24 protein-coding genes are annotated in these 24,837 nt (G+C 59.7%); 7 read left to right on the top strand and 17 right to left on the bottom strand.

Features of this window, described 5'->3' with window-relative positions; all coding sequences use genetic code 11:
* Window positions 1-2: 2 nt before the first annotated feature.
* From FHX15_RS08000 to FHX15_RS07955, 10 genes are all read right to left on the bottom strand, one after another.
* Complete coding sequence (locus FHX15_RS08000; protein ID WP_184395269.1) at window positions 3-623, bottom strand: F0F1 ATP synthase subunit B; 621 nt, start codon at window positions 621-623, stop codon at window positions 3-5.
* A 78-nt stretch (window positions 624-701) separates the two neighbouring features.
* Window positions 702-929, bottom strand: coding sequence for a F0F1 ATP synthase subunit C (locus FHX15_RS07995; protein ID WP_003545854.1), 228 nt, complete (start codon window positions 927-929; stop codon window positions 702-704).
* 68 nt (window positions 930-997) lie between these two features.
* Window positions 998-1,750 carry a F0F1 ATP synthase subunit A gene (locus tag FHX15_RS07990; protein ID WP_184395267.1) on the bottom strand — a complete coding sequence of 251 codons (753 nt, stop codon included), beginning with the start codon at window positions 1,748-1,750 and terminating at the stop codon, window positions 998-1,000.
* Between the two features lie 59 nt (window positions 1,751-1,809).
* Entirely contained in the window at window positions 1,810-2,148 is a 339-nt protein-coding gene (locus tag FHX15_RS07985) for an AtpZ/AtpI family protein (RefSeq protein WP_184395265.1), read from the bottom strand.
* A 282-nt stretch (window positions 2,149-2,430) separates the two neighbouring features.
* Entirely contained in the window at window positions 2,431-3,609 is a 1,179-nt protein-coding gene (locus FHX15_RS07980) for a cell wall hydrolase (protein WP_184395263.1), read from the bottom strand.
* Window positions 3,610-3,814: 205 nt separating this feature from the next.
* Entirely contained in the window at window positions 3,815-5,713 is a 1,899-nt protein-coding gene (locus FHX15_RS07975; RefSeq protein ID WP_184395261.1) for a potassium transporter Kup, read from the bottom strand.
* 17 nt (window positions 5,714-5,730) lie between these two features.
* Window positions 5,731-6,708 (bottom strand): magnesium transporter CorA family protein, encoded by a 978-nt coding sequence (locus FHX15_RS07970; protein WP_184395259.1) that lies wholly within the window; start codon window positions 6,706-6,708, stop codon window positions 5,731-5,733.
* Window positions 6,709-7,104: 396 nt separating this feature from the next.
* Entirely contained in the window at window positions 7,105-8,259 is a 1,155-nt protein-coding gene (locus tag FHX15_RS07965; protein ID WP_184395256.1) for an Mrp/NBP35 family ATP-binding protein, read from the bottom strand.
* Between the two features lie 530 nt (window positions 8,260-8,789).
* The gene (locus FHX15_RS07960) at window positions 8,790-9,521 is read right to left on the bottom strand and encodes a helix-turn-helix transcriptional regulator (RefSeq protein WP_184395254.1); all 732 of its coding nucleotides are present in this window, start codon (window positions 9,519-9,521) and stop codon (window positions 8,790-8,792) included.
* Between the two features lie 272 nt (window positions 9,522-9,793).
* A complete protein-coding gene (locus FHX15_RS07955; protein WP_184395252.1) occupies window positions 9,794-10,585 on the bottom strand; it encodes an IclR family transcriptional regulator in 792 nt (263 codons plus the stop codon).
* Window positions 10,586-10,702: 117 nt separating this feature from the next.
* Here FHX15_RS07955 and FHX15_RS07950 point away from each other — a divergent pair, with 117 nt between their 5' ends.
* The 5 genes from FHX15_RS07950 to FHX15_RS07930 all read left to right on the top strand — a co-directional run bounded on the left by FHX15_RS07950 (window position 10,703) and on the right by FHX15_RS07930 (window position 14,778).
* The gene (locus FHX15_RS07950; RefSeq protein ID WP_184395250.1) at window positions 10,703-11,476 is read left to right on the top strand and encodes an SDR family NAD(P)-dependent oxidoreductase; all 774 of its coding nucleotides are present in this window, start codon (window positions 10,703-10,705) and stop codon (window positions 11,474-11,476) included.
* Window positions 11,476-12,393, top strand: coding sequence for a 2-dehydro-3-deoxygalactonokinase (locus tag FHX15_RS07945; protein ID WP_184395248.1), 918 nt, complete (start codon window positions 11,476-11,478; stop codon window positions 12,391-12,393). The genes FHX15_RS07950 and FHX15_RS07945 overlap by 1 nt, the downstream gene beginning before the upstream one ends.
* Before the next feature lie 14 nt (window positions 12,394-12,407).
* On the top strand, window positions 12,408-13,040 hold the full coding sequence (locus FHX15_RS07940) for a 2-dehydro-3-deoxy-6-phosphogalactonate aldolase (RefSeq protein ID WP_184395246.1): 633 nt from the start codon (window positions 12,408-12,410) through the stop codon (window positions 13,038-13,040).
* A gap of 4 nt (window positions 13,041-13,044) precedes the next feature.
* Window positions 13,045-13,932 carry an SMP-30/gluconolactonase/LRE family protein gene (locus FHX15_RS07935; protein ID WP_184395243.1) on the top strand — a complete coding sequence of 296 codons (888 nt, stop codon included), beginning with the start codon at window positions 13,045-13,047 and terminating at the stop codon, window positions 13,930-13,932.
* Between the two features lie 222 nt (window positions 13,933-14,154).
* The gene (locus FHX15_RS07930; RefSeq protein WP_184395240.1) at window positions 14,155-14,778 is read left to right on the top strand and encodes a PRC-barrel domain-containing protein; all 624 of its coding nucleotides are present in this window, start codon (window positions 14,155-14,157) and stop codon (window positions 14,776-14,778) included.
* A 66-nt stretch (window positions 14,779-14,844) separates the two neighbouring features.
* Here the strand turns inward: FHX15_RS07930 and FHX15_RS07925 are convergent, their stop codons facing one another.
* Window positions 14,845-16,215, bottom strand: a complete 1,371-nt coding sequence (locus FHX15_RS07925) for an EAL domain-containing protein (protein WP_184395238.1) — start codon at window positions 16,213-16,215, stop codon at window positions 14,845-14,847.
* Between the two features lie 127 nt (window positions 16,216-16,342).
* The gene (locus FHX15_RS07920) at window positions 16,343-18,061 is read right to left on the bottom strand and encodes a response regulator (RefSeq protein WP_184395236.1); all 1,719 of its coding nucleotides are present in this window, start codon (window positions 18,059-18,061) and stop codon (window positions 16,343-16,345) included.
* 181 nt (window positions 18,062-18,242) lie between these two features.
* Here FHX15_RS07920 and mutL point away from each other — a divergent pair, with 181 nt between their 5' ends.
* Together mutL and FHX15_RS07910 are read left to right on the top strand one after the other, a co-directional pair.
* On the top strand, window positions 18,243-20,057 hold the full coding sequence (gene mutL, locus FHX15_RS07915; RefSeq protein WP_184395232.1) for a DNA mismatch repair endonuclease MutL: 1,815 nt from the start codon (window positions 18,243-18,245) through the stop codon (window positions 20,055-20,057).
* A gap of 67 nt (window positions 20,058-20,124) precedes the next feature.
* Entirely contained in the window at window positions 20,125-20,352 is a 228-nt protein-coding gene (locus tag FHX15_RS07910; RefSeq protein WP_184395230.1) for a DUF2093 domain-containing protein, read from the top strand.
* Here FHX15_RS07910 and lpxK read toward each other — a convergent pair.
* The 5 genes from lpxK to FHX15_RS07885 form a co-directional block, all read right to left on the bottom strand.
* On the bottom strand, window positions 20,349-21,392 hold the full coding sequence (gene lpxK, locus FHX15_RS07905) for a tetraacyldisaccharide 4'-kinase (RefSeq protein WP_184395228.1): 1,044 nt from the start codon (window positions 21,390-21,392) through the stop codon (window positions 20,349-20,351). The genes FHX15_RS07910 and lpxK overlap by 4 nt on opposite strands.
* 104 nt (window positions 21,393-21,496) lie before the next feature.
* The gene (locus FHX15_RS07900) at window positions 21,497-22,219 is read right to left on the bottom strand and encodes an HAD family hydrolase (protein ID WP_184395226.1); all 723 of its coding nucleotides are present in this window, start codon (window positions 22,217-22,219) and stop codon (window positions 21,497-21,499) included.
* A 9-nt stretch (window positions 22,220-22,228) separates the two neighbouring features.
* Window positions 22,229-23,548, bottom strand: coding sequence for a lipid IV(A) 3-deoxy-D-manno-octulosonic acid transferase (waaA, locus tag FHX15_RS07895; RefSeq protein ID WP_184395224.1), 1,320 nt, complete (start codon window positions 23,546-23,548; stop codon window positions 22,229-22,231).
* Window positions 23,549-23,715: 167 nt separating this feature from the next.
* Complete coding sequence (locus FHX15_RS07890; RefSeq protein ID WP_184395222.1) at window positions 23,716-23,964, bottom strand: DUF4170 domain-containing protein; 249 nt, start codon at window positions 23,962-23,964, stop codon at window positions 23,716-23,718.
* Window positions 23,965-24,024: 60 nt separating this feature from the next.
* Window positions 24,025-24,831 (bottom strand): 3'(2'),5'-bisphosphate nucleotidase CysQ, encoded by an 807-nt coding sequence (locus tag FHX15_RS07885; RefSeq protein WP_184395220.1) that lies wholly within the window; start codon window positions 24,829-24,831, stop codon window positions 24,025-24,027.
* Window positions 24,832-24,837: the final 6 nt, after the last annotated feature.

Here is a 24,837-nt window from a genome sequence, read left to right as displayed (position 1 = left end):
GATCAAGCCTCCTTCTTGGCGGCTGCAACGGCCGCAGCGACATCGGGTTGGGCAGCAGAACCGCCGATGAGCTGTTCGACGACGGCGGCCGCGGTTTCCTCGGCAATGGCGCCGACATCGGCAAAAGCCTTTGCCTTCACATCGGCGATGCGGGCCTCGGCAGCCTTCAGCTTTTCGTTCAGGCTTGCCTCGACCGCGCGACGATCTTCCTCGGCCTTGACCTTGGCGGCGTCACGAGCGGCGGTGCCGATCGAATTCGCCTTGGCGCGGGCAGCGGCAAGCTCGCCTTCGTAGGTTGCGACGGCGGCGTCGGCTTCAGCCTTCAGGCGGCCAGCTTCTTCGACATCCTGCGCAATACGGTTGTGACGCTGCTCGAGGATGGCGCCGATGCGCGGGGCGATGACCTTTTGCATGAGCAGGTAGAAAATGACGAACGTAATCACCAGCCACAGAAGCTGGGATGCATAGGTCGACGAATCGAAAGGCGGGAAAGGCCCACGCGCGTGCTCGCCTTCGGCGACGCCGGTCTCGGTATGGACCTCGCCGGCAGCCGGAGCGGCATGCGCATCCGTCGCGGTTCCCGCCGGTGCCTCTTCAGCGTAGGCCGGGGTCACAAAGTACATGCTCACCTCCAGGTGTACTGCAAATGCAAAGGATCACGGCTCGCTGTTCGCAGGCCGTGATCCATCAATCCACCGATCTCAGACGGCGAAGAGCAGAAGGAGAGCGACGAGCAGCGAGAAGATGCCCAGAGCTTCCGTAACGGCGAAGCCGAATACCAGACGGCCGAACTGGCTGTCAGCTGCAGACGGATTGCGCAGTGCGCCGGAGAGGTAGCTGCCGAAGATATTGCCGAGGCCGAGAGCCGTACCGGCCATACCAAAGCAAGCCAGGCCTGCACCGATGTACTTTGCTGCTTCCGCTTCCATGTTGAACTCCTTTGAAATGGTTGTTGCGGCGAATGACTGACGCCCTGGAGACGTCGATGTCGTTATCCTTAGTGCCCGCCCGGGTGGATCGCGTCATTGAGGTACATGCAAGTCAGCACCGCAAAGACGTAAGCCTGAAGGAAGGCGACGAGGAACTCGAGACCGGTCAGGGCGACCGTCATGATGAGAGGAAGAACGGCTCCGCCGACACCGACAGCACCGAGGGCTCCAAGCGAGGCGACGAAGCCTGCGAACACCTTCAGCGTGATGTGACCGGCGAGCATGTTGGCGAAAAGACGAACCGACAGTGAAATCGGACGGGACAGGAAGGAGATGATTTCAATCGAGACGACCAGAGGCAACAGAATACCCGGCACGCCCGAGGGCACAAAGACATTCAGAAAATGGAAGCCGTGCTTGTAGAAACCGTAGGCGAGAACCGTGCCGATCACCAGAATTGCCAGAGCGAAGGTGACGATGATCTGGCTGGTAATCGTGAAGAAATACGGGAACATGCCGAGCAGGTTTGCCGTCAGCACGAACATGAACAGCGAAAAAACCAGCGGGAAGAATTTCATTCCCTTTGTGCCCGCGCCCTCCTTTAGCATTCCTGCAATGAACTCGTAGGACATTTCGGCAAGCGATTGCGAGCGGCCAGGAATGATGGCGCGGTTCGAAGTCGAGAAATAGAGGAAACCAGCAGCGATAGCGGCTGAAGCCACCATGAAGAGCGATGCGTTAGTGAACGAAAAATCAATTCCGCCGATCTCGATCGGCACAATCTTGAAGATCTTGAACTGATGAGTCGGATCGCTTGACACCGGTTGCTCTCTCTCTTTGATCCGCCGGACGGCGAAAATTGCACTGGGCCAGACGGCCCTTATTTCTCAGGCGTTCTGCGATCCAGGGGTTGGGCGACCTTCCCCGCTGCGCGCAGAACATTCAGTACGCCGGCACAGAATCCAAGAAGCAGAAGAACAATCAACCCCCAAGGCGCCGTACCGACAAAACGGTCGAGGAGATAGCCAAGCACAGCACCGACAACGATGGCTGAAATGAATTCGCTCGAGAGCTTCATCGCCTGCGCATAGCCCTTGCGGCTCTGCTCGGCGCTGGCCTCCCGCGCTTCTTCCTTCATGTCATCGACACGCTTGGAGGCAAGTTCCGCTTCCAGCTGCCGACGGCGCTGCTCAAGACTTTCTTCGCGGTCATCCGCCATCGTGCTCTCCTCCGCTCCCGTCGCCCGCAATCCCGCTACCCCGGTTTTCCGAACCACGGACGCAAAGGTTAAAGAACCTTCCGGCCCGTTCTGAAGTCGCGCGCAACATAGTTTTAGGGATTAGTATAGTCAAGGCGTAGAGAGCCGGTGTCCAGCCATAAAATAACCGCATAAAATCAAATATTTAAGCGGAATCCGGCCGCTCCGACACGATTTCATCCAAAGAATCCGTCTTTGATCGGCGCCGGTCGGCGTAAAATCCGCAATCAGCAGCCCTTTGCCTCAGCTCCAACCGCCGCCATAAGTCCGGTAGAAGACATGCATGCCGATGCGGCCTACCTTTTCCATGGTCCTCGCCCAATTCGGCCGGACGTAGACGGCATGGTAATGCGTGGCCGAGCCAACCTGCGGCAGCCAGATCCTGCCGGCGGTCACGGCCATGGCGACGTCGCGGGCAACGCGCCAATGATATTCTGAATTCACGCGGTCCTTGATGTTGTCGCAGGCGAAGGAAAACTGGCAACGGTTGCGCCAGTCTTCGTTCTGATAGACGACACCGCAGATGGTCTTCGGATAGGCGGGGTTGCGGACGCGGTTGAGGATGACCTGCGCAACGGCCGCTTGGCCCTTCACGGACTCGCCGCGCGCTTCGAAATAGATGCCGGACGCAAGACACTGCTGCTCGCGGGCGGAAAAGACAGTGGGTGGCAGGATGCTGGCAGCCCAGGCATGATCCTTCGGGCCGATCTGCGGCACGAAGCGGCCTTCATTCTTGTCGGTCAGGATCGAATCGAAAGGAGATTGGCGGGAATAATCCGGCGCAGCAGGTGCGTAGGCCGTTGCCAATACATCCGCCTTGTCGCTGGTCACCAGGCTTGCCAGCATGGCCGGTACGGCATTGTCCTGGTGAGGAGCCGGCTGCTTTTTATAGAAGGCCGTGGCGATCTCGATTTCCTTGCCTTTGATCGTCGGCTTCACGAAAGCAGACTTGTCCTTGAGATCGAGGACCGGGCGGAAGAGAAGTCTGGTGCGTTCGAGGATGGAACCGGCGGAGAAGTCCTTCGGCGGCTGCACCTTTTCGACGGCGACGACGCGGCCTTTCTTGGCGTTGCGGTTGACTCGGTCCTCGTCCGGAGTCGCTTCTTTGCCTTTCTCACCGGCAACGAATGCAACCTTGCGGCCGTCGGGCAGCACCATGCCGGCACCTACAGCGATCGAACCGGTGGCAGCGCGATCGGCAAAGGCGAGTTCGGCCTGATGAATGGAGCCGGCTGGCGAATTGGTCAGCACCATGCGCCAGCTTTCGCCATCATTGTCGAGACCGGCGAGCATGGTGGCGAGATCGGCATGAGAAGCGACGCTTGGGAAGATCAGCCATCCGGCAATACCGAAGATTGCGGGAGAGACCCAGTTCTGGGGCAAGAGACGCAGCTTGCTGCGAGAACGGCCATTTCGACGCAACGCGGACTCCGGACATGGGACGCAGGACAGTCCAAAGAAAATCTCGCATTAACCTTGATAGCTGGTTAACGCTCCGTGCCGGAATATGCCCATGAGGATTTATGGATGTTCTAATTCGGCTGACGCTTCCATGAGATGGATCATCTCGTTGTGTGCCGTCAGAGAAACAGGAGAGGACGAGATGGCGCCCTCTCCTTCCGTCTCGTCAGATGATGACGTGCGAACCCAGTTCCACCACGCGATTGGCCGGCAGGCGGAAGTAGTCGGAGGGGTTGGCGGCGGCATTGGCGAGCGCGATGTAGAGGCGGTCCTGCCAGTAGGGCATACCGGACTTTGCATCGGGCACCAGCTTGCGGCGGCCGAGATAGAAAGACGTCGTCATGATGTCGAACTTCAGGCCAGTTTTGCGCAGTGCGGCCAGCGCCTGCGAAACGTTCTGCGATTCCATGAAACCAAAGAGCAGCTCGACGCGGGAAAAGCGTTCGGAAATCTGCTCGACCTTGTAGCGCTCCTGCGGCGAGACGCGCGGCTTGTTGACCGTGCGGATCGTCAGGATGACGTTGCGATCGTGAAGCACGTGATTGTGCTTAAGATTGTGCAGCAGTGCGGCAGGTGCCGAATCCGGGTCGCTGGTCAGGAAGATTGCGGTGCCGGGAACATGGGCCGGCGAATGCTCGCTCTTGCGCTCGATGGAACTGACGAAGGAGGCAAGCGGAATGTCGGTGTGACGGGTCTTTTCCGTCAGGATTGCCGTGCCACGACGCCACGTCCACATGATCACGGTGAAGGCCGTCGCAATCATGATCGGGATATACCCGCCGTCATGGATTTTCAGAAGGTTGGCGCCGAGGAAGATCAGCTCGAGAATAACCAATGGCAGCAGGGCGATGATTGCAACCGGAAGCGACCAGTTCCAGCGGACGCGGACGAATTCAAAGGCCATGATCGAGGTGACGACCATCGCGCCGGTGACCGAGATGCCGTAGGCGGTGGCCAGCGCATCCGAGGTCTTGAAGCCGAGCACAAGGAAGATGACGCCGAAGAACAGAACCGCGTTGACCGAGGGCACAAAGATCTGACCGGTATTGGTCTCAGAGGTAAAGAGAATTTCCATGCGCGGCAGGAAGCCGAGGTTGATCCCCTGGCGTACGAGCGAGAAGGCGCCGGTGATGACGGCCTGGCTGGCAATGATGGTGGCGGCAGTCGCGAGGATGACGACCGGCAGCAGCGCCCACTGTGGGTACATGAGGTAGAAAGGATCGGACATCGTAGCCGGATTGCCGAGAACGAGCGCGCCTTGGCCAAGATAGTTCAACGTCAGTGAGGGGAAGACCAGCACAAACCACGCCCACTGGATTGGACGCCGACCGAAATGGCCGAGATCCGCATAAAGCGCTTCCGCGCCGGTGACGGTCAGGAAGACGGCGCCGAGAACGACAACGCCGTAGAAGCCTTCATGCAACAGAAAGCTGACGGCATAATAGGGATTGAAGGCGGCGAGGATACCGTAGTCATCCGAAATATGGGCGATGCCGGCGGCAGCCATGACGAGGAACCAGATTGCCGTGATCGGGCCGAAGAAGCGGGCGACGGCACCTGTGCCATGGGACTGGACGACGAAGAGCAACGCCAGGATCGCCACCGATATGGGCACGATATAGTCCGACAGGCTCGGAGTCACGAGCTTCAGGCCTTCGACGGCCGACAGGACCGAGAGCGCCGGGGTGATCATGGCGTCGCCCAGGAAGAGCGCCGCGCCTATCAGGCCAAGCAGCATCAAGAGCGCGGTATGGCCGTTGGCGGTCTTCATCAGGAGGGCGAGCAACGACAGCGTCCCGCCTTCGCCGTCGTTGTCGGCGCGCAGCAGGAAGAGCACGTATTTGATGGTGACGATGATGGTCAGCGCCCAGATCATCAGCGAAATGAGGCTGATGACTTCGAAACGAGTGAGACCGTCATGGGCGACCGGCTTCAGCGCCTCGCGGAACGCATAAAGTGGGCTCGTGCCGATATCTCCGTAAACGACGCCTACCGAACCCAGCGCAAGATAGAAGAGCTTACGCGGCCCAAGGTTACGTTCGTGAGAATGGCTTTCTTCAGACATGAAGCAATACAGGCTCCTCAGAGCCAGCCTTTCCAGCGGAAAAAGAAGAAGGGAATAACGGCGGAGATCACCATGAGCCCCAGCGAGTAGGGATAACCCGCGGTCAAATGCAGCTCCGGCATGAATTCGAAATTCATGCCATAGATGGAGGCGACCAGCGTCGGCGGCAAGAACACCACCGAAGCAATGGAAAAAATCTTGATGATGGCATTCTGCTCGATGTTGATGAGACCGAGCGAAGCGTCGAGCAGGAAGGTGATATTGCCGGCGACGAAGGACGCATGTTCCGAAAGGGACTGGATGTCGCGCGAGATCGTTCGGCAGAGTTCTTTGGTTTCCTGATCGTGCTGCACGACCGGGATCGTATAGAAGAAGGTGAGAAGGCGCGAGAGCGAACCGAGACTATCGCGCAGCTTGCTGATCATGCGGTGATGACCGGCAATGTCTTTCAGCTTCTCTTCCAGATAGTTCGAGGGTTTGCGCACTTTCTTGGCGCGATCACCAAAGACGTGGACCGACAGAATGTCCAGCCGGGATACCGAGACTTCCAGGACTTCTGCCGTGCGGTCGACGATCGTTTCCAGCAGCTTGGCAAGAAGAGCAGCGCCGCTGCGCCATTGCTCGGGTATGCGAGGCAGGGCAGCAATGAAAAGCGCGAAAGACTTCGGATGGGCATAGCGGATGGTCACCAGTTTGTCGCCGGCGAGGATGAAGGCAACATCCGTCAGGGTCGGCGCTTCCGTTTCCGCTTTCCATATCAGCGAGGCCGTCATGTAAACCGCGCTGTTTTCGACATAGAGCCGCGCGGAGGGTTCTATCGCCCGGAGATCATCGCGGGTCGGCACTTCGATGCCAAGGAGCTTTTCGACATGCAGTTCCTCCTCGCGAGTCGGCTCGATCATGTCGATCCAAACGACATCTGCCGGAAACTCTGGTGGGGTCGCAAGATCGCGAATCTCGATCGATTTGCAGTTGGAACAATATGCGGTGATCACAATCCGCATCTCCGGCGCCGGCAACGCGCAGCCGCTCGTATCCTTTTCATCGAAAGCCCTTCCATGCGGCCGCGAGCGCGGTCCCGCCAGGCGCACGCATCATCGATCGTAACGGAAGCAGACAAAAAGAGTTCATACAACTCCGGCCACATGCGGCCTCCGGCCGGGTCGCTCCACCGCATCGCAGTCACCAATCCTTCGATCGACAAGTCAACTCCGAACATGCAGTAAGGCCGAGACTTCATCGACAGGCGGCCATCGCAGAGCATTTGCAGACGCCATCATGACGCCGGCGCGCATATGAAGCAAAGCCGGAAAATAATCAAGACATCTTACGTGAACTGCGCCTTTTCATCTCATTTCCCCCACAATTCAAGGTGAGCAGCGTGATTCTCGCTATTCGAAGATGATCGCAGGTGCTTCGCGCTGCGGCTTTTCGCCGACCTGCTCCCAGACTCTGGCGGCGATGGCGCGGTAGATACCGGCCACGATGCCATTCGGATCGGAAGCGACAAGAGGCGTTCCGGCGTCCGAAGTCTCGCGGATGTTCATGGTCAACGGCACTTCGCCCAGGAAGGGAACACCGATGCGCTCGGCCTCCTTGCGGGCACCGCCGTGACCGAAGATGTCGTAGCGCGTGCCGGTATCGGGCGCGACAAAATAGCTCATGTTCTCGATGATGCCGAGAACCGGGACTTCGACCTTGCGGAACATATTGAGGCCCTTTCGGGCATCGATCAGTGCCAGATCCTGCGGCGTGGAGACGATCACGGCGCCCGCGAGCGGCACCTGCTGGGCCATGGTGAGCTGGGCGTCACCCGTGCCGGGCGGCATGTCGACAACAAGCACGTCGAGCTCGCCCCAAGCGACCTCACGCAGCATCTGCAACAGCGCAGACTGGACCATCGGCCCGCGCCAGATCATGGCGGTCTCCTCATCGACCAGGAAGCCCATGGACATGACCTTGAGGCCGTAATTTTCCATCGGATTGATGATGCGGCCATCGATCTGCGTCGGGCGGCCGGAAATCTTGAGAAGGCGCGGCATCGAAGGACCATAGATATCCGCATCGAGGATGCCGACACGAAGACCGTTGGCCAGCAGTCCGAGCGCCAGATTGACGGCTGTGGTCGACTTGCCGACGCCGCCCTTGCCCGACGCAACGGCGATGATGGCGCCAATGCCGGGAACGCCGATCTTGGCCGTGTGCGGCTGCTGTTGCTGTGGTGCGTGGGAGTGGCCGTGATGGCTTTGGCTCGCATGGGGTGCAGCGCGCGCTGCAGGTGCGTTAGCGGCGGCCTTCTTGTCAGCCGTCAGTGCCACGAGCGCACCTTTCACACCCGGCATTTCCTTGATGACACGCTCGGCGGCGAGACGCATCGGCTCTAGCTCCTGGGCGCGTTCGGCCGGCACGGTGATGGAGAAATAGACTTTGCCATCGGAAATGAAGACGTCGGAAACCATGCCGAGTTCGACAATGTTGTGCTCCAGATCCGGCCCACGCACGGTCTTCAGCGTTTCCAGAACTTGTTCTTTGGTGACCTCGGTCATTCCGCCCTCACTGCTTTTCCTGTCATAGATAGTGGAGGCCAGTGGCTTCGCCAACCAAAATCGGGCAACGGCAAATCGCATATAGAGTGGAAGGGCGGCGCGTTCTCTCCCGTTGCGACCATCAAGTCCGCCGGGCTTTCGCCCTGATGGTCGCAACGGCTCCTCGAGAACCAGCGCAATTGGAGGCGAGTTAGCGCAAGCTGAAAAAAAGACCAGAAAAAATTCGAAGAAATTGTCCGGTTTCGGAACAGCAGCTGAAGGCGGTTGCCCAAACGCAACAGCCACCGCGACATCGGGACCGGGAGAAAGCGGCAGCGATATCGGCGGCGGCGTGTCGGTCGCACCATTGAATTGGTGCTGTTTTCAAAGCCCCCTCTGGACCTCTACCGGAAGGAATGCAGGAAGCATGCCAGTTGCGAAATTCGCTGAAAAGGGATGACAATTATCAGTTTGGGCAAACCGGCCAGGAAACTACGCTCAGATATTGAGCAGCCCGGCTGCACCTGACGTAATTTTAGGCTGGCAGCGCCTTACTTTATGAGGCCGATGCGCAGCGCCTTGGCGACGGCCTGCGTGCGATTGACCGTATCCAGCTTCTTGGTAGCGCGGTTCAGATAATGATTGACCGTATGTTCCGAGAGAACCAGGATCTCGGCAATTTCGGCGCTGGTCTTGCCGGCAGCCGTCCAGTTGAGGCAGTCGATCTCGCGATCCGTCAAGGTATCGGTCATGCGTGTGTCAAGATTGCGAATTTCGGCGAGCCGGTCGAAGACGTGGATGGCGATGTAGCTGAGCTCACGCATCTCGGCTGGCGTAAAGGGTTCGCGATCGCCGGCAAAGGAGACTGCACCGCGCGCGCCTGATGGTTCATGTGTCGGAAAAAAAGCGCTGCGCACCATCTTGAAGCGTTCGAAGAGAGCGGCAACCAAGCCCGTTTTGCCATCATCGCGCGGCCAGGCGGTCCGTCCCGTATCGTGGAAGAACGGCAGGGTTGAGGTACGCAGCCGCCGTAAGACCGGGCTGTTCATCATCAGCCCTTCCTGGTCGTAGGTGGACAGCAGTTCTGCCGGCCAGCTCGTAATGATAGTATTGCCCTGCAGATCGAAGGAAGTGATCGGCGGCAGGTTCAGGACCATAAAAGCTCGGCTGCGATAGGCTTCCGTCACCCGCTTCATGAGTCGGAAGATGTCGAACTGGGTCTTAAGACTGGCGACCTCCTGCACATAGGCGTCTTCCACCGGAATTTGCGGTAAGCTTGCCATCAGATATTTTCGCCTTCGAACCGGGCTTTGGGGAAACCGCTGGCAGCCTGTGGAAAAACGGTCAGGTGCAGGTGTTTACACAACGCCCGTCAGATCAATAGGATTCAGCCAGGGCGCCGCAGCGCACTCGGCCGGTGAATTGTCGATGATTTCGCGGACGACCCAGTTGGCGTGATTCGCCGTCAAATCTCAATAACGCACTCATCATAAGCATGCTACGTACACCACGTCCAGCAGTTGACGCGGTCAGACCGGTTTCAACCAGATCGGTGTCAACGCCTCGGCCCGAGGCGGATGCGCATTTCGTCCATGATTTTCCGCGCAGTCATCTGGGCCGGAACGGCCCATTCGTGGAGAAGTTCCATTGACAGGCGGTAAGCGGGACCGGTGACAGAGACGCCCCCGATGAAGGAGCGGTCGTCCGACCAGATTGGGGCCGCGACGCAACGGATGCCTGCTTCGTGCTCCTCCCGGTCGTAGGCATGACCGGCAGAAACTATATCGCCGATCTCCGTCAGCAAGCTTTCAGCATTCACATGTGTCGCCGGGGTGAAACGGTGAAAATGCAGGCCGGGAAGCAATTCGCGGAGCTTGTCTGCCGGCAGAGCCGAGAGGGCTGCCTTCCCGACACCAGTACAATAGCAGGGTGAGGCGTTTCCGATCTGTGAATACATGCGTACCGGCTGATGCCCTTCGACCTTATCGAGATAGATAATGGAGGATCCGCGCAACACCCCAAGATGGACGGTCTCTCCTGTCTGCCGATGCAGGGCGGCAAGATGCGGCGCGGCAATCAGACGGAATTCGTTGCGCGCCCAGCTTCGGGAGGCAAGATCTAGCAGCCGAAGGCCCGGTGCATAACGGCCTTCGGCGTCAAGTTCGAGGAGCCCTTCGTCGACCAGATGGCCGAGCTGCCTGTGGAGCGTGCCGCGCGGCTGTCTGGCAAGCGCCAGGATGTCGGTGAAGCGCAAGGGAGCCTCAGCATGGGTGACGAGATCGAGCAGGACCATCAGCTTGCCGAGGGTGCCAGTATCCCGTGCGCCTTTGTCATCCGTCTGCGCCATGCTGTGGCCGATCCTGCCTATTGCTCTTCTGTCCTTGACATGAAACGCAGCCTAACCGAATAATTCCATATAATCAAATTAAGTTCCAAATAATGGAAGTAAGGATATCGGGAGGAGATGGTAAGGGCTGTGTCTGCACAATTCCCAGAATTCCAAGACCGGACGGTGCTGGTCAGCGGCGGCGGTTCCGGCATCGGTGCTGCCATTGTCGAGGGTTTCGCAAAGCAGGGCGCAAGGGTTTCCTTCCTCGATATCGCTGAGGTGGAAAGCCGGGAACTGGCGGAACGCCTTTCCCGAGAGAGCGCTCATCCGGTCGGCTTCTACCGTACCGACCTGCGCGATATTAAAGCCATCAAACGCACGGTGAACGAGGTTGTCGAAAAGTCCGGGCCAATCCGGGTGCTCGTTAACAATGCCGCCTGGGATGACCGGCACGAATTCGATGATGTGACCGAGGACTATTGGGACAATAACCAGGCGGTCAACCTGCGCCATGTCTTCTTCACCTCGCAGGCCGCTGTCCCTTCGATGCGGGCAGCCGGCGGCGGCGCGATCATCAACATGTCCTCGATCGCCTTCAAGCTGAATATGGGCGTCTTTCCCGCCTATGCCGCCGCCAAGGCTGCGATCGTCGGCCTGACGAAGAGCATGGCCGGAAGGCTCGGCCCCGACAATATCCGCGTCAACTGCATCCTGCCGGGCATGGTGGTGACCGAACGGCAAATGAAATTATGGCTGACGGAGGAGAGCATTGCCCATTCCGTGCAAGGGCAATGCCTGAAGGTCGTCTTGAAACCGGATGCAATCGTTGGTCCGGCTCTGTTTCTTGCATCCGACTGCGCAGCCGGCATGACCGCGCAGTCCCTGATCGTCGATGGAGGTGTTCTCTGATGCCAAATCCCGCTTACGTCGCTGTGGACTGGGGCACCAGCAGCTTCCGCCTCTGGCTTATCGGCGCAGACGGCAGCGTTCTTGCGGAACGCCGCAGCGGCGAAGGCATGACGACGGCCGCTAAGACCGGCTTTTCCGAGGTGCTCGCCGGACATCTAGCGGCAATCAGCGCCCCGGCAGAACTGCCCGTCATCGTCTGCGGCATGGCAGGGGCGCGGCAGGGCTGGGTGGAGGCCGGTTATATCGACGTGCCGGCTTCGCTTTCCTCGATTCTATCAGGTGCGGTCTCAGTGCCCGGGGAAAGCCGCGATGTCCGCATTCTACCGGGCCTCGCACAGCGCGATGCGGCAGCACCCGATGTCATGCGCGGTGAAGAAACGCAGCTTCTCGGCGCACTCGGGTCTGCCAGTAAGGGAATGCAGTCCGTCTGCATGCCGGGCACGCACTCCAAGTGGGTGCATGTCAGTGATGGGAAGGTGATCGGCTTTTCCACCTTCATGACGGGCGAGCTTTTCGATGCCATTACCAAACATACGATCCTCACGCATGCGGTCGCCGGTGCCGAGGACCAGCCGGCCGACGCGGCGGCCTTCGAGGCTGCGGTCGCGACCGCGTTCAAACAGCCGGCGCTCGCGTCCAACCTGATTTTCACCGCCCGTTCAGGCCAACTTCTGCACGGTATTTCGGCGGCCGCGGCACAGGCGAAACTTTCCGGCACGCTCATCGGCCTCGAAATCGCAGGCGCTCTGCAGAATGCCGGAAAGGATGCGGCCATTACTCTCGTCGCTTCCGGACGCCTGCAAACGCTTTATGAGCGGGCCTTTCACACACTCTCCCTCGCCTTCAACGCCATCGATGCCGATGCTGCCGTTCGTGGCGGCCTTTCGGCCGCTGCCCAGGCCATATGGCCGAACTGAGAAAGATATCTCCCATGAACCGTATCCCTTTTCCCGACATGAAGCGCCCGCTGATCGCCATTCTGCGCGGCATCAAGCCCGAAGAAACTGAAGCTGTAGTCGGCGCGCTGATCGAAAACGGCCTGACGGCGATCGAGATCCCGCTCAATTCACCGGAGCCCTTCAAGTCGATCGAGATCGCTGCGAAGATGGCGCCTGATAATGTGCTGATCGGTGCCGGCACCGTGCTGACAACCGAAGCCGTCGACAGCCTACATGACGCCGGCGGCAAACTGTTGGTAACCCCAAATGTCGAACCCGACGTCATCGTCCACGCTCGCGACTATGGCATGGTAACCATGCCCGGCGTCTTTACGCCTACCGAAGCGCTGCAGGCTGCCCGCGCGGGTGCGACCGGCCTCAAGTTCTTCCCCGCCAGCGTTCTCGGTCCCTCCGGCATCACCGCGATCCGCGCCATTCTCCCACCGGACCTGGTCATTGCGGCGGTCGGCGGTGTGTCGGACAAGAACTTCTCAGACTATACCAGAGCCGGCATTCTCGCCTTCGGCCTCGGCACCAGCATTTACAAGCCTGGAATGACCGAGGCAGAGGTTGCCGAGCGCGCCAAGGCAACCATCTTAGCCTATGACGCGGCCATAGGAGCATAGACGTATGACTGATATTTATGAATTCGAGGGCAAAACGCTTTGCAATACCAATTCGGTTCTCGGTGAAGGCCCCACCTACGATCCTATTTCCAATACCGTCTGGTGGTTCAATATCCTCGGTAAGGAGCTTCACGAACTCAATCTTTCGACTGACGAAAAGAAGGTGCATCCGCTGCCAATGATGGCGAGCGTTTTAGCCCGCATCGACTCCGGCCGTCAGTTATTGGCGACCGAAGAGGGCCTTTTCGTACGAGATATAGCCGGAGGCAACCTGACCTTCTATGCGGCGCTGGAAAACGACAAACCGGAAAACCGTTCTAATGACGGGCGCACGCATCCTTCCGGCGCGTTGTGGATCAGTACGATGAGCAAGCGCGCCGAGCAGCAGGCGGGTGCAATCTATCATGTGGCTGCCGGCAAGGTGACGAAGATCTTCAGCGGCATCAGCATCCCGAACTCCATCTGCTTCTCTCCCGACGGCACAATCGGGTATTTCACAGACACGCGTATCAGTCGTCTTATGCGCGTGATGGTCGATCCTCACACGGGCCTTCCGACTGGTGAGCCGATCGTCATGGTCGACAGCATGGACGAACCCGGCGGGCTGGACGGTTCGGTCTGCGATGCCGATGGCTATATCTGGAACGCCCGCTGGGGCGCCGGCGTCGTCGACCGCTACAGCCCCGATGGTCTGCGCATTGCCCGCTACAAGGTACCGGCGGTGCAGCCTTCCTGCCCGGCCTTCATCGGCGTCAATGCCGACCGGCTGGCGGTAACGACGGCCTGGGAGGGGCTGGACGAGGATGCCCGCTCCGCCCAGCCGAGCGCAGGCGCGCTACTCGAACTCGGGATCACGGTGAAGGGCGTTTTCGATCCGGCCTATGTCATCTGAGGGCAACGCCAGGAATTCAGAAGGCGCTCCATTGCAGGGCGCCTTTTGCTTTTTCGGCTGTTTTCTGAACAAAGTTCCGTGAAAATCGCAAAATTTTCCGTGTCTTCGTCCGGAACCAATAAGCGCACAGGTCATTTCACTCTTGAACCGGCGTGGCAGGAATGCCTGGAAAACGGGCGCTGCCGGGCTAGGGATCACTCAAGGAACAAAGGTAGGTTCGAAATGACACGCAAACTTCTGACGACCGTTGCCGCTGGCGCCTTGTTTGCCACGGCCTTCGCACCGGCGGCATTTTCGCAGACGGCTTCGCAGCCGGCCAATCCCGCCGCCCCGACGCAGTCCGCCCCCGCCAATCCGGCATCTCCGGCACCGGCAAAGCCCATGGTGCCTGCAGGCGGTGATGCCGCTCAGGCTCCGGCCCCGGCAGCGAGCACCGATACGGCTCAGGCAGGTGGCGGCAGCTATCTGACGCAGCAGGCTCCAGACCAGATCAGCGCCAACACCTATATCGGCCAGTCCGTCTATAATGGCAACAATGAGAGCATCGGCGACGTCGATGACCTGATCATGAAGAAGGATGGCGGCCTGGTTGCAGCAGTCGTCGGTGTCGGCGGCTTCCTCGGTATCGGCGAAAAGAAAGTCGCTGTTCCGATCGGGAAGATCACCGTCGCTCAGAACACTCAGGACGGCTCCGTCAAGCTGACCACGACGGAAACCGCCGAGTCGCTCAAGGCTGCCCCGGAATTCAAGACACTGGCAATGCAGTCGGCTGAAAAGGCTCCGGCATCAACCGGTACGGGCATGCCGACGGACAACACTGCGACAGGTTCGACGACCAACAAGTAATTCGAATGGCTATAGAGGCCTAGGCGACGGCGTCCTTGGGGCGCCGTCGTTTTGTTTTTCCTGCGGCTAAGCGCTGGCACGTTCCGTCGCGTTAGTATCGTGGTAGTAGTAGTTTTCGTGCAGGAATCGCAGGGTGGCTATGCCATCGGCGGGCCGACCGAAATGGTACCCCTGCCCCATGCCGCAGCCGAGCATACGCAGCTTGACTGCTTCCGAATAATCTTCGATGCCCTCTGCTACGACTTCCAGTTCAAGGCCTTCACACATGGCAAGGATCGCCTTGATGATATGCTCGGACGCGCGATCGGAATTGATGCGTGACACGAAGGCGCGGTCGATCTTGATTTTGTCGAAGATGAAATCACGCAGACGTCCGAGGCTCGACTGACCGGTACCGAAATCGTCCAGGGAGATGCGCACGCCGGCCGCCCTGAGATCGGCCAGGATCCGATGCGCCGTATCGGCGGAGCTCATCACAGCCGTTTCGGTGATCTCCAGTTCGAGGCGGTGCGGATCGAAACCGACGCGACCGAGGATCGACAGAATACTGCTGCTTGTGCCCGGGTCCATGAGCTGGGCGGAAGACAGATTGAAAGACAAGAAGAGCTCTCGCGGCCACGAGAGTGCAGCTTCCGCTGCCTTGCGCAGCAGTGCTTCCGACAGGGCGTCGATGAAACCTCGCTCTTCGGCAAGCGGCACGAAGACGCCGGGGGAGACGAAACCGAGATCGGGGTCGTTCCAGCGGGCAAGGGCTTCGAAACCCACCACCTGATTGTTAGCAAGCGAGACGATCGGCTGGAAATGCACGTCGATCGCATCTGATATGATGGCGTTTCTGAGCGCCTGTTCGAGCTGGGTCGCCCGCTTCATCTCCTGCGCGATCTCGCGTGAATAAACCGTGATCTGACCGCGGCCGCGACGTTTGGAGCGATAGAGCGCGGTTTCTGCGCTTTTCAAAAGCTCTTCCCACTCCTCGCCGGCAAAGGGATAGATCGCAAAGCCGAAGGAGGCTGAAAGGCGCACGTTGCGGTCGCCGAGATCATAAGGTGCCGACAGGACTTCGCGGATCATCTGGCCGAATTTCTCCGCACTGGCGCGCTCGAAAATAAGCGGCAGGACGAAGGCGAATTCGTCGCCGTCATGTCGGGTCACGAGAGCACCATCAGGAATACAAGCCTTCAGGCGATGGGCGACCTGGCAAAGGATTTCATCGCCGGCGGCAGAGCCGAAGAGATCGTTGATCGGCTTGAAACTGTCCAGATTTGCAATGCCGATGGTGAAGGGTGCCGGATCGCTGGCGCGCTCGGCAGAAATCTGCATCACCTTGTCCCGCATGCGATACCGGTTTCCCAACCCGGTCAGTGGATCGGTATAGGCCATCGCCTGCAGCTCGTTCTGACTTACCGTCATGAATGGTATTTCCGCCGACACCATCACTGCAAACCCAAGCTTTCCTCCACACCAGGGCAAAGAATGATCGGCAAACCTTAACAATTCGATAGTAAATTTGCGGCGATACAACCCGAAGCATTCCCAAATTCTGGGGAGTTGACCCGCATTTTGTTTATTTCTGCGCCTTGATGGTCCCACCCATTAGGTGCTTCTGAAATACAGTTTCGAGAATATCCGGGCTGACAGGCTTCATGACGACGTCATCCATGCCGGCCTTTGCACATTCGGTGCGATCGCGCTCGAAAGCCTGCGTCAGCACGCCGATGATCGGCGTGTGTACTCCCTGCCCTTCTTCCATTTGGCGAATGAGGCGTGAGGCCTCGAAGCCGTTGAAGACCGGCAGTGAAATATCCATCAGCACGATCTGCGGCCGGTGTTCGGCCCAAAGGCGGACAACTTCTTCGCCTGTTGCGGCGATCAGATGGCGGTAACCGAGGCCCTCGAGGATCTGCGAGAACACGATCTGGTTGATATCGTTGTCTTCGGCGACGAGGACCTGAAGGTCCACGCCGATCTCATCTGTCGTGGTGATTTCCCAGTCTCCGTCGGCACCGGCGCCGCGTCCGTTGCGGTTGAAGTGGCGGGCGATCTGGAAAGTCAGTTCGTTGGCGATCTGGAAGCCATCCATGACGAGGGCGGGTATGCCGTATTGTTCGGCAAGTTCCAGGCAGCGCATACCCATCTGGTTATCGATGATCAGAAGATCAAGCGAGATGCCGGAAGAGCTGGCGATCTCGAGGAAATGCTCCTGCTCGTCCTCGCCGCGGACGGAACAGGATTCGAAGCCGTATTTGGCGAGCGTTCGCAACGCGGCAGTTTCGGCGGCGAGATCTGAGGTGACGACGAGGATTTTACGGCCGGAGAAATTTTCCGGAACGATCGCCTCCATCGCTGCGGGCTCGCGGCGTTGTGATGCGTCCGGCATCGGTACGTAGGCGCGGCGATAGGTCTGGTTGCTGGAGGTGGTGATCTCAGAGGCTTCACTAAACTCGTCGAGATCGTTGCCCTCACGCGGCAGGTCCTGCATGGTCGAAACGAGGAAGTAACGTCCGGGCTTGCCGATCCTGTGTTTGCGGCTGACGATATCGCGCTCAGTACCGTCACGGGCAATTTGACGCTGGCGGACGACCGACATCTCGCCGGTTTCCAGCACATGACGGTCGCTTTCCTCGAAGCGCTTAGCGATGTCAGGTGAAAAAAGATCGCCGCTCTTGCGGCCGAGAACCTCGTCCGCCGTCGTCTGGTACTTCTCACAGAAGGCCTTGTTGACGGCGACATAGGCGAGGTTGCGATCCTTGACGAATAGCGGGAACGGCAGGTGATCGAGAATGTCCTCGGTGAGTTGCACGCGCTCCAGATCGTAGCGCCATTGTTCCTCACGCTTACGCGCCTCGGAAATATCGGAGATGACGGTCACGCCGTAGCCGTTCGGCAGGCGACGCTTCAAAAAACGCACCCACCGATCAGCGCCGTGACGTTCGACGGATTCGAAGCGTTCGCGCCAGTGGGAAGCGATACGCTGGGACAGCCAGTCCTCGCGGCTGAGCGAAACCACCTCGCGCGCGAGGGTCTGCTCGCGGACGCCGGTATCGTAGACCGCACCCAGAAAATCACGAAGTCGTGTACCCGGCCGCAGCACAGCCGCAGGCACTGCAAAGAATTCCACGACCTGGCGGCTGACGAAGATAAGAAGATCATTGCGATCATAGATGACGAAGGCAGCAGAAAGACTGTCGCATACAGCATCGAAAAGTACCGTCTGAAGGTCAGCCTCAGGCGGCAACGCGTCACTCACAGATGATGTGTCCGCCTTTTCGAAGCCGGCACTCATTCATTCACATCCCATATCTGTCCGATTTTCGCAGTTTCGGAGGTATATGAATAAAATGCCGTTCTTGTCTTAAAAGCCGCTTAACAATGACCACCCCCAAATTTGGGGAGAAGCCTGAAGCAGTTGCCTACAACCTGACAAAATCCTTTCCTCGGGGCTGCGAATCCTGGAAAATAGACCTATGGTCATCAGACAGCTCTCAGAAACGCTCATCAATCAGATCGCCGCCGGTGAGGTCATCGAACGGCCGGCGAGTGCTGCGAAAGAGCTGATCGAAAACGCGCTTGACGCCGGTGCTACACGCATCGAAATCGCGACCGCCGGCGGCGGCAAGGCGCTGCTGCGCGTCAGCGACAACGGTACCGGCATGGATGCCGCCGATCTCGAGCTTGCCGTCAAGCGTCACTGCACATCAAAGATATCGGAGACGCTCGACGATATCCGCACGCTCGGCTTCCGCGGCGAAGCACTGCCATCAATCGGTTCGGTGGCGCGGCTCAGTATTTCGAGCCGCAGGCGCGACAGCGCGGCAGGCAACGAGATTGCAGTCGTCGGCGGCAAGATCGTGCATCTGCGCCCAACAGCCGCCAACCCGGGAACGATCGTCGAAGTACGCGACCTGTTCTTCGCAACGCCGGCGCGGCTGAAGTTCCTGAAGACGGAAAAGGCGGAAGCTGCAGCAATCACCGAGATCGTCAAGCGCATGGCGATTGCCTTTCCGGGCGTGCGTTTCGTGCTGTCAGGCCCTGATCGCTCGAGCCTGGAATTTCCGGCCACCGGCGGGGATCACCTGGCGCGCATGGCACAGGTGCTCGGCAAAGAATTCCGCGACAACGCCATCGCCTTGGACGCCGAACGTGAAGCCGTGCAGCTAACTGGCTTCGCCGGCGTGCCGACCTTCAACCGGGGCAACTCCGCCCACCAGTACGCTTTCGTCAACGGCCGGCCCGTGCAGGATAAACTCATCCTCTCGGCGATTCGCGGCGCCTACGCCGAAACGATCCCGGCCGGGCGCTATCCCGTTGCGGTGCTGTCGATCACACTCGATCCGGCACTGGTGGACGTCAACGTGCATCCGGCAAAATCCGACGTCCGCTTCCGCGATCCGGGGCTGGTGCGCGGACTGATCGTCGGTGCGATCCGCGAGGCGCTGGCGCGCGACGGCAGTCGCGCGGCAACGACTGGCGCGAGCGACATGCTGCGGTCTTTCCGACCCGGCTTCCAGGCGGCATCACCGCGGCCGCAGGCGCCGTGGTCCGCGGCAACATCCCCTTCCCGGCCATACCAGCCGACAGCCGGTTTTGCCGAAAGGCCGCAAGCCTCCTTCGACGGACTCGTCCACCCGACGGCGCGGTCCGAGCCGGTTTTCGAGCAAGCGCCGCTGGCTCAGGCGGCCGCAGTCGAAGCGATGGCGCGCTATCCGCTCGGTGCCGCCAGGGCGCAGATCCATGAAAATTATATCGTGGCCCAGACCGATGACGGCATCGTCATCGTCGATCAGCACGCGGCCCACGAGCGGCTGGTGTTCGAGGCGATGCGCAAGGCGCTGCATTCGAAGCGGCTAGCCTCGCAGGTACTGCTCATCCCTGAAATCGTCGACATCCCCGAGGAGGATTGCGATCGGCTGATGGTGCATGCGGCAGAGCTTGCCGAGCTCGGCCTTGCAATCGAACGCTTCGGGCCGGGCGCCATTGCCGTACGCGAGACGCCGGCCATGCTGGGCGAAGTGGATGCGCCGGGCCTCATCCGTCAGCTTGCCGACGAGATTGCCGAATGGGATACGGCCTCCGGTCTTTCCACCAAGCTCGAATATGTGGCCGCGACCATGGCCTGTCACGGCTCCGTGCGATCAGGACGGCGAATGCGGCCGGAAGAAATGAACGCACTTTTGCGCCAGATGGAAATCACCCCGGGCTCCGGCCAGTGTAATCACGGACGGCCGACCTATATCGAACTCAAGCTTGCCGATATCGAACGGCTGTTCGGCCGGAGCTGAAAAAGCTGGCAAAACGGCCTCTCGGGGAGTATGGCAAGCGGATGACAGGCCATAGGGAATGGAGCGCATGAACTTGTTTGAAGGGCACGGGAACCGCGAAGCGAAAATCCGTTATCTCGACGGCGACTTCCAGATTCTGTCGCCCGGCTCCTATGTTGTCTGCGCACTCACCGGCAAGCAGGTTCCGCTCGATGAGCTCCGCTATTGGAGCGTAGCGCGACAGGAAGCCTACGCAGACGTCGCATCGGCGCTCGAAGCCGACCGCCGCGCCGGTGTTTTGCCGACCCAGCGTTAACTTTTTGCCTTCGCCTCTTTGAGCCGCCGTTGACGGCAGGCCTCGAAAGCTCGGTCTATGATGAGGCTAGGGGCAAGTGGATCCGTGAAGGCCATTTCCACCTCGACGACCCGGCAGCGGACCGCTAGCTGTTCGGCCTTGCCGTGATGACCGGCGAGCCGCACGAAGTCCTTCGAGGTCGTAACGATCGTCAGGTTCTGCTGGTCCGCAGTCTTCAGAAGACCCTCGATCTCTTCTTCGCTAAGGTGTTCGTGATCGCCGAAGGAGGTCGCGACCTCGATGGTCGCGCCAAGCGAACGCACGGTGCGAAAGAATTTCTCGGGATCGGCGATGCCCGCAAAGGCCAGCACTTTCAGGCCTTCCAGGTAGTTTTCGCCCGAGATCTTCAGCGCAGCCGTGAAATAGGGCTTTGCCGCGCGGGCTGCGATACGGACGATGCGGTCGGCCGCATTGCCATCTCCAACCTTCAGAAGCGCGGTTGCCTGGCGCAGTTGCAGGCGCACCGGTGCGCGCACCGGTCCGCTTGGCACAATATAGCCATTGCCGAGACCGCGCGTCGCATCAATTACCAGAAGTGCATAGTCGATCGCGAGGCGCGCGCTCTGGAAGCCGTCATCCATAATGATGAAATCGGCGCCCTCCTCAACCAGTCTGATCGCACCATCGACACGCCGGCGGGAGATCACCGTCAGTGCTTCCTGCGCCAGCAGCAGCGGCTCGTCACCGACGGCAACAGCGCGATGGTGCGCGGGATCGACAACTGTTGTCACATCAAGGGAGCCGCCATGGCCGCGGCTGAGGAAACCGGGGTTCAGACCCTTAGCCTTCGCGGCACGGGCAATTGCAATCGCGGTCGGCGTTTTGCCAGCGCCGCCGACGGTGAAATTACCGACGCAGATGACGGGGATTGGAACCGAGGCGCGGCGCGCATGGATCATGCGGTAACCCGCCACGCGGCCATAGAGGAAAGAAAGGGGCGATAAAACCCAAGCCTGCCAGCCTGCCCGCCTCCACCAGAAAGGCGGCGCTTCTGAAATCATAATGCCGTCCCGTTTCCCTTGCCCCGGCCGTCAGGACGAGGTCCTCCAAAATCAATCGGGCGGATTGAGAAGCCAAAACGCATGAAAATGCAAGTCTTTGCGCGTCAGGCCGGCTGAAGATCCGGCAGCAGGGCCACAATGCCAGTGATGTCGTCTAAGACATGATCGGCAGCCGCAGAGAGCGACTCAAGCGAGCCGGTGCCAGTCAGAACCGCGATCGTCAGGCCCACTTTGGCGTTCCTGCCCATATGGAGATCGTGGTTATTGTCGCCGACCATGGCGACCTCTTCCGGCGCGAGACCGGTCGCAGCGCAGAAGCCGAGCACCATGCCAGGCTCCGGCTTACTGCCGAAGCCGCTGTCGTAACCGGCGATATAATCGACATATTGGGAAATGCCGAAACGCTGGGCCGTCTGGCGGATAGAGCGCTCGTTATCGCTGGAGGCAATGCCGAGCTTGAAACCGCTCTTGTGCAGGCGCTCGAAGAAAGCGGCGAGGTCCGTCACCGGGACGGAGAATTCGGCGGCATTGGCAAAGAGGTTGTCGAGCTTGATCGTCAGTTCGATGACATCGACCCTCGAGCCGGCAGCGACCAGGCCTTCGGCGATCTGGCGGGTGTTGCCGGCAGCTAGCAGGCTGTCGGGTACGATATGCCCGGTCACCGGGTCCATGCCGCACTGGGCCAGAAGATCGTCGGCGAGAGCGGCATCACCTTCGGCAGCGATGCGGGCAAGCTCGCGATTTACCGGAAGCCAGCTTTCATCATAGTCGAGCAGCGTGCCGTCCTTGTCGAACAGGATGCCCCTGATCTTCACCTCCGCCGACATGATTGCTCCTCAGGCCTGCGCCGCGGTTTTGGGCAACAAGCGCGCCTTCACCGTCAGCGGGTTGATATAGGGCTCCAGCCCCTTCAAGGTGGCGCTCAGCGCGCCGCGCATTTCATGAACGGTGGCGATTCCGGCCTGGATCATCTTGCCGCGCGCCTCATCGTTGGTCAGCAGGTAATGCACGCCCTTCGCCAGCATCTCGGTATCGCGCACCATGCGGGCGCTGCCGCTGCGGGCGAGCTTCTGATAGGCTTCACGGAAGTTCTGCACATTGCCGCCCGAGAGGATGGCACAGCCGAGCATGGCCGGCTCCAGCGGATTCTGGCCGCCTTCGGCAAAGAGCGAGCGACCGACGAAGGCCACTTCCGTCAGACGAAGATAAAGGCCCATTTCGCCAATCGTATCCCCAAGAAAGATATCGACATCAGGCGTCAGAACATCGTCACGTGTGCGGCGAGCGACCTTCAGTCCCTGCTTGACAAGAGTTGCCTCGATCTCGTCAGAGCGCTCGGGATGGCGCGGCACAATGATCGTGAGCTGCTTGTCGCGGTCGCGGAGCGCCCGGTGGACGATGCCAGCCGCATTTTCCTCGCCGTCGAAGGTGGAGATCGCCGCCCATGTCTTGCGGTCGCCGATTTGCTTCTTATAGCGGGCGAAGACAGCGCTATCATATGGCGGAGCGTCGGTGTCGACCTTCAGGTTGCCCGAGGTGATTACCGGCACGGCGCCAAGATCACGGAAACGTTCGGCGTCCAAATCAGACTGGGCTATGACCAGCGCCAGATTTTCGAAGAGAGCCTCGGCAAGCGACGGGCGGCGGCGCCAACGGGCAAACGAGCGGTCCGACATACGGGCATTGACGAGGATCTGCGGAATGCGCCGCCGCCCAAGTTCCAGCACGGTCGCGGGCCAGATTTCGGATTCAGCGATGATGGCGCAATCGGGCTGCCAATAATCGAGGAAACGGCCGACAGCGGGCTTCAGATCGAGCGGTACATATTGATGGATGGCGTCGGTGCCGAGACGTTCAGCAGCAAGCTTTGCCGAGGTGATGGTGCCTGTCGTCAGGATGACATGGATGTCACGGCGGCGAATTTCACGGATCAGGGGAATGACGGCGTTGGTTTCGCCCACACTTGCGGCATGGAACCAGACGAGCGGGCCTTGCGGCCGATTGGCGCTTGCATACCCAAACCGTTCCAGCCGGCGGGCACGGTCTTCCTTGCCCTTGGCCGTGCGGTAGGTGATGTAGAGGCCGACGACCGGCGAAGCCACGGTTCCCGCCAGACGGTACGCGTTCAGACCGACCCGCGCCATCCGGGAGCTCATTCGGCAGATCTCCGATCCATGCAGATCGACATCGATCCAATTCCCTAATTATCGTTGCGGCCGCAATGACCGATTAATTTGTTCAGAATGCGTCCACGGAAGCGCGAAACCGATGCGCAAAGGCCTCCGCTGTGGACAGCGGAAAGCCAGCCTATTGCTGTTGGGGCTCACTTGCTCCCGGTCGTATCCTGCGGGTCGAGCAGACGATGCATGTGGACGATGAAGTAACGCATATGCGCGTTATCGACCGTCTGCTGCGCCTTGGCCTTCCAAGCCGTCAATGCCGTGGCATAGTCGGGAAAAATACCGACAATATCGAGATCCCTAAGATCCCGAAACTGGATGCCTTCAAGGCTTTCGAGTTCGCCACCAAAGACGAGGTGCAAGAGCTGCTTTTTACCGCCGGAGTCCGTCATTTTTATTCTCTTTCTGCTATTCTCCTCCGGCCCCTCATCTGAGGGATTTTGACGGAAACGTCAACCGTCTCTTAGCTGAGTGAACAAGTCCAGATATTCGCGGAGACGCGGGACAGGCGAAGCGCAGAGAGCCTCGTGGCTGATTTTCTCTCTATTATAGGTTGTCGGATGCCCGGAGAGATCGACGAGGCCGCCGCCGGCACGTTCGAGAATAAGATCCGCTGCCGCGATATCCCAGTCATGGGCATTCCGACCGACAAACGTCGTGTCCAGCCGGCCGTCAGCCACCATGGCGATGCGGTAAGCAAGCGAGGGGATATATTTGACGCGCTCGCTGCGTTCACGAACCGCCGCCGGCAGAATCTTGAACAATTCCTCGCTGACGGCAAGCCGACTGAGGTCGGTCTCGCCGCGCGTGGAAACGGAAATCGGCTTGCCGTTTTTCAGGGCCTGACCGCCTTCCACCGCTTCATAGAGCTCGTCGAGCGCCGGCGCATAAAGTACACCCGCGACGGGGCGACCGCGATGAACGATACCAACGCTAACGCACCAGAGAACCTTGCCGGCGAGGAAGGCCCGTGTGCCATCAATCGGATCGACGATGAATAGCGTCTCTTGTTCCAATCGCCCCGCATCGTCGTCGGTCTCTTCCGACAGCCAGCCATAGGCCGGCCGTGCGTTGCGCAGAATGGTTTCGAGCTTTTTATTGGCCGCAAAATCGGCTGCACTGACCGGTGAGCGATCCTCGTTTTTCCACCAGACTTCCGGCGACTTGTTGAAGAAACCGAGTGCGATGGCGCCCGCCTGTTTTGCAGCATCGGCGATCAGTGCGAGATCGCTTTGCCAGCGGTTGTCCGTATCGCTCATCGCATC

Source organism: Rhizobium sp. BK650 (assembly GCF_014195325.1).
Taxonomy (GTDB): domain Bacteria; phylum Pseudomonadota; class Alphaproteobacteria; order Rhizobiales; family Rhizobiaceae; genus Rhizobium.
Note: the sequence above shows the minus strand (reverse complement) of the source record. Positions and strands in the feature narration are given on the sequence as shown.

Bases quoted from the DNA above. Each gene is read 5' to 3' on its own strand.
- FHX15_RS07910 (WP_184395230.1), top strand. From the start codon at position 20,125: ATGAACTTGTTTGAAGGGCACGGGAACCGCGAAGCGAAAATCCGTTAT.
- FHX15_RS07995 (WP_003545854.1), bottom strand. From the start codon at position 929: ATGGAAGCGGAAGCAGCAAAGTACATCGGTGCAGGCCTGGCTTGCTTT.
- FHX15_RS07950 (WP_184395250.1), top strand. From the start codon at position 10,703: ATGGTAAGGGCTGTGTCTGCACAATTCCCAGAATTCCAAGACCGGACG.
- FHX15_RS08000 (WP_184395269.1), bottom strand. From the start codon at position 623: ATGTACTTTGTGACCCCGGCCTACGCTGAAGAGGCACCGGCGGGAACC.
- FHX15_RS07920 (WP_184395236.1), bottom strand. From the start codon at position 18,061: ATGAGTGCCGGCTTCGAAAAGGCGGACACATCATCTGTGAGTGACGCG.
- FHX15_RS07930 (WP_184395240.1), top strand. From the start codon at position 14,155: ATGACACGCAAACTTCTGACGACCGTTGCCGCTGGCGCCTTGTTTGCC.
- FHX15_RS07935 (WP_184395243.1), top strand. From the start codon at position 13,045: ATGACTGATATTTATGAATTCGAGGGCAAAACGCTTTGCAATACCAAT.
- FHX15_RS07975 (WP_184395261.1), bottom strand. From the start codon at position 5,713: ATGTCTGAAGAAAGCCATTCTCACGAACGTAACCTTGGGCCGCGTAAG.
- FHX15_RS07960 (WP_184395254.1), bottom strand. From the start codon at position 9,521: ATGGCAAGCTTACCGCAAATTCCGGTGGAAGACGCCTATGTGCAGGAG.
- FHX15_RS07900 (WP_184395226.1), bottom strand. From the start codon at position 22,219: ATGTCGGCGGAGGTGAAGATCAGGGGCATCCTGTTCGACAAGGACGGC.
- lpxK (WP_184395228.1), bottom strand. From the start codon at position 21,392: ATGATTTCAGAAGCGCCGCCTTTCTGGTGGAGGCGGGCAGGCTGGCAG.
- FHX15_RS07985 (WP_184395265.1), bottom strand. From the start codon at position 2,148: ATGGCGGATGACCGCGAAGAAAGTCTTGAGCAGCGCCGTCGGCAGCTG.
- FHX15_RS07955 (WP_184395252.1), bottom strand. From the start codon at position 10,585: ATGGCGCAGACGGATGACAAAGGCGCACGGGATACTGGCACCCTCGGC.
- FHX15_RS07890 (WP_184395222.1), bottom strand. From the start codon at position 23,964: ATGACGGACTCCGGCGGTAAAAAGCAGCTCTTGCACCTCGTCTTTGGT.
- mutL (WP_184395232.1), top strand. From the start codon at position 18,243: ATGGTCATCAGACAGCTCTCAGAAACGCTCATCAATCAGATCGCCGCC.
- FHX15_RS07940 (WP_184395246.1), top strand. From the start codon at position 12,408: ATGAACCGTATCCCTTTTCCCGACATGAAGCGCCCGCTGATCGCCATT.
- FHX15_RS07965 (WP_184395256.1), bottom strand. From the start codon at position 8,259: ATGACCGAGGTCACCAAAGAACAAGTTCTGGAAACGCTGAAGACCGTG.
- FHX15_RS07885 (WP_184395220.1), bottom strand. From the start codon at position 24,831: ATGAGCGATACGGACAACCGCTGGCAAAGCGATCTCGCACTGATCGCC.
- FHX15_RS07945 (WP_184395248.1), top strand. From the start codon at position 11,476: ATGCCAAATCCCGCTTACGTCGCTGTGGACTGGGGCACCAGCAGCTTC.
- waaA (WP_184395224.1), bottom strand. From the start codon at position 23,548: ATGAGCTCCCGGATGGCGCGGGTCGGTCTGAACGCGTACCGTCTGGCG.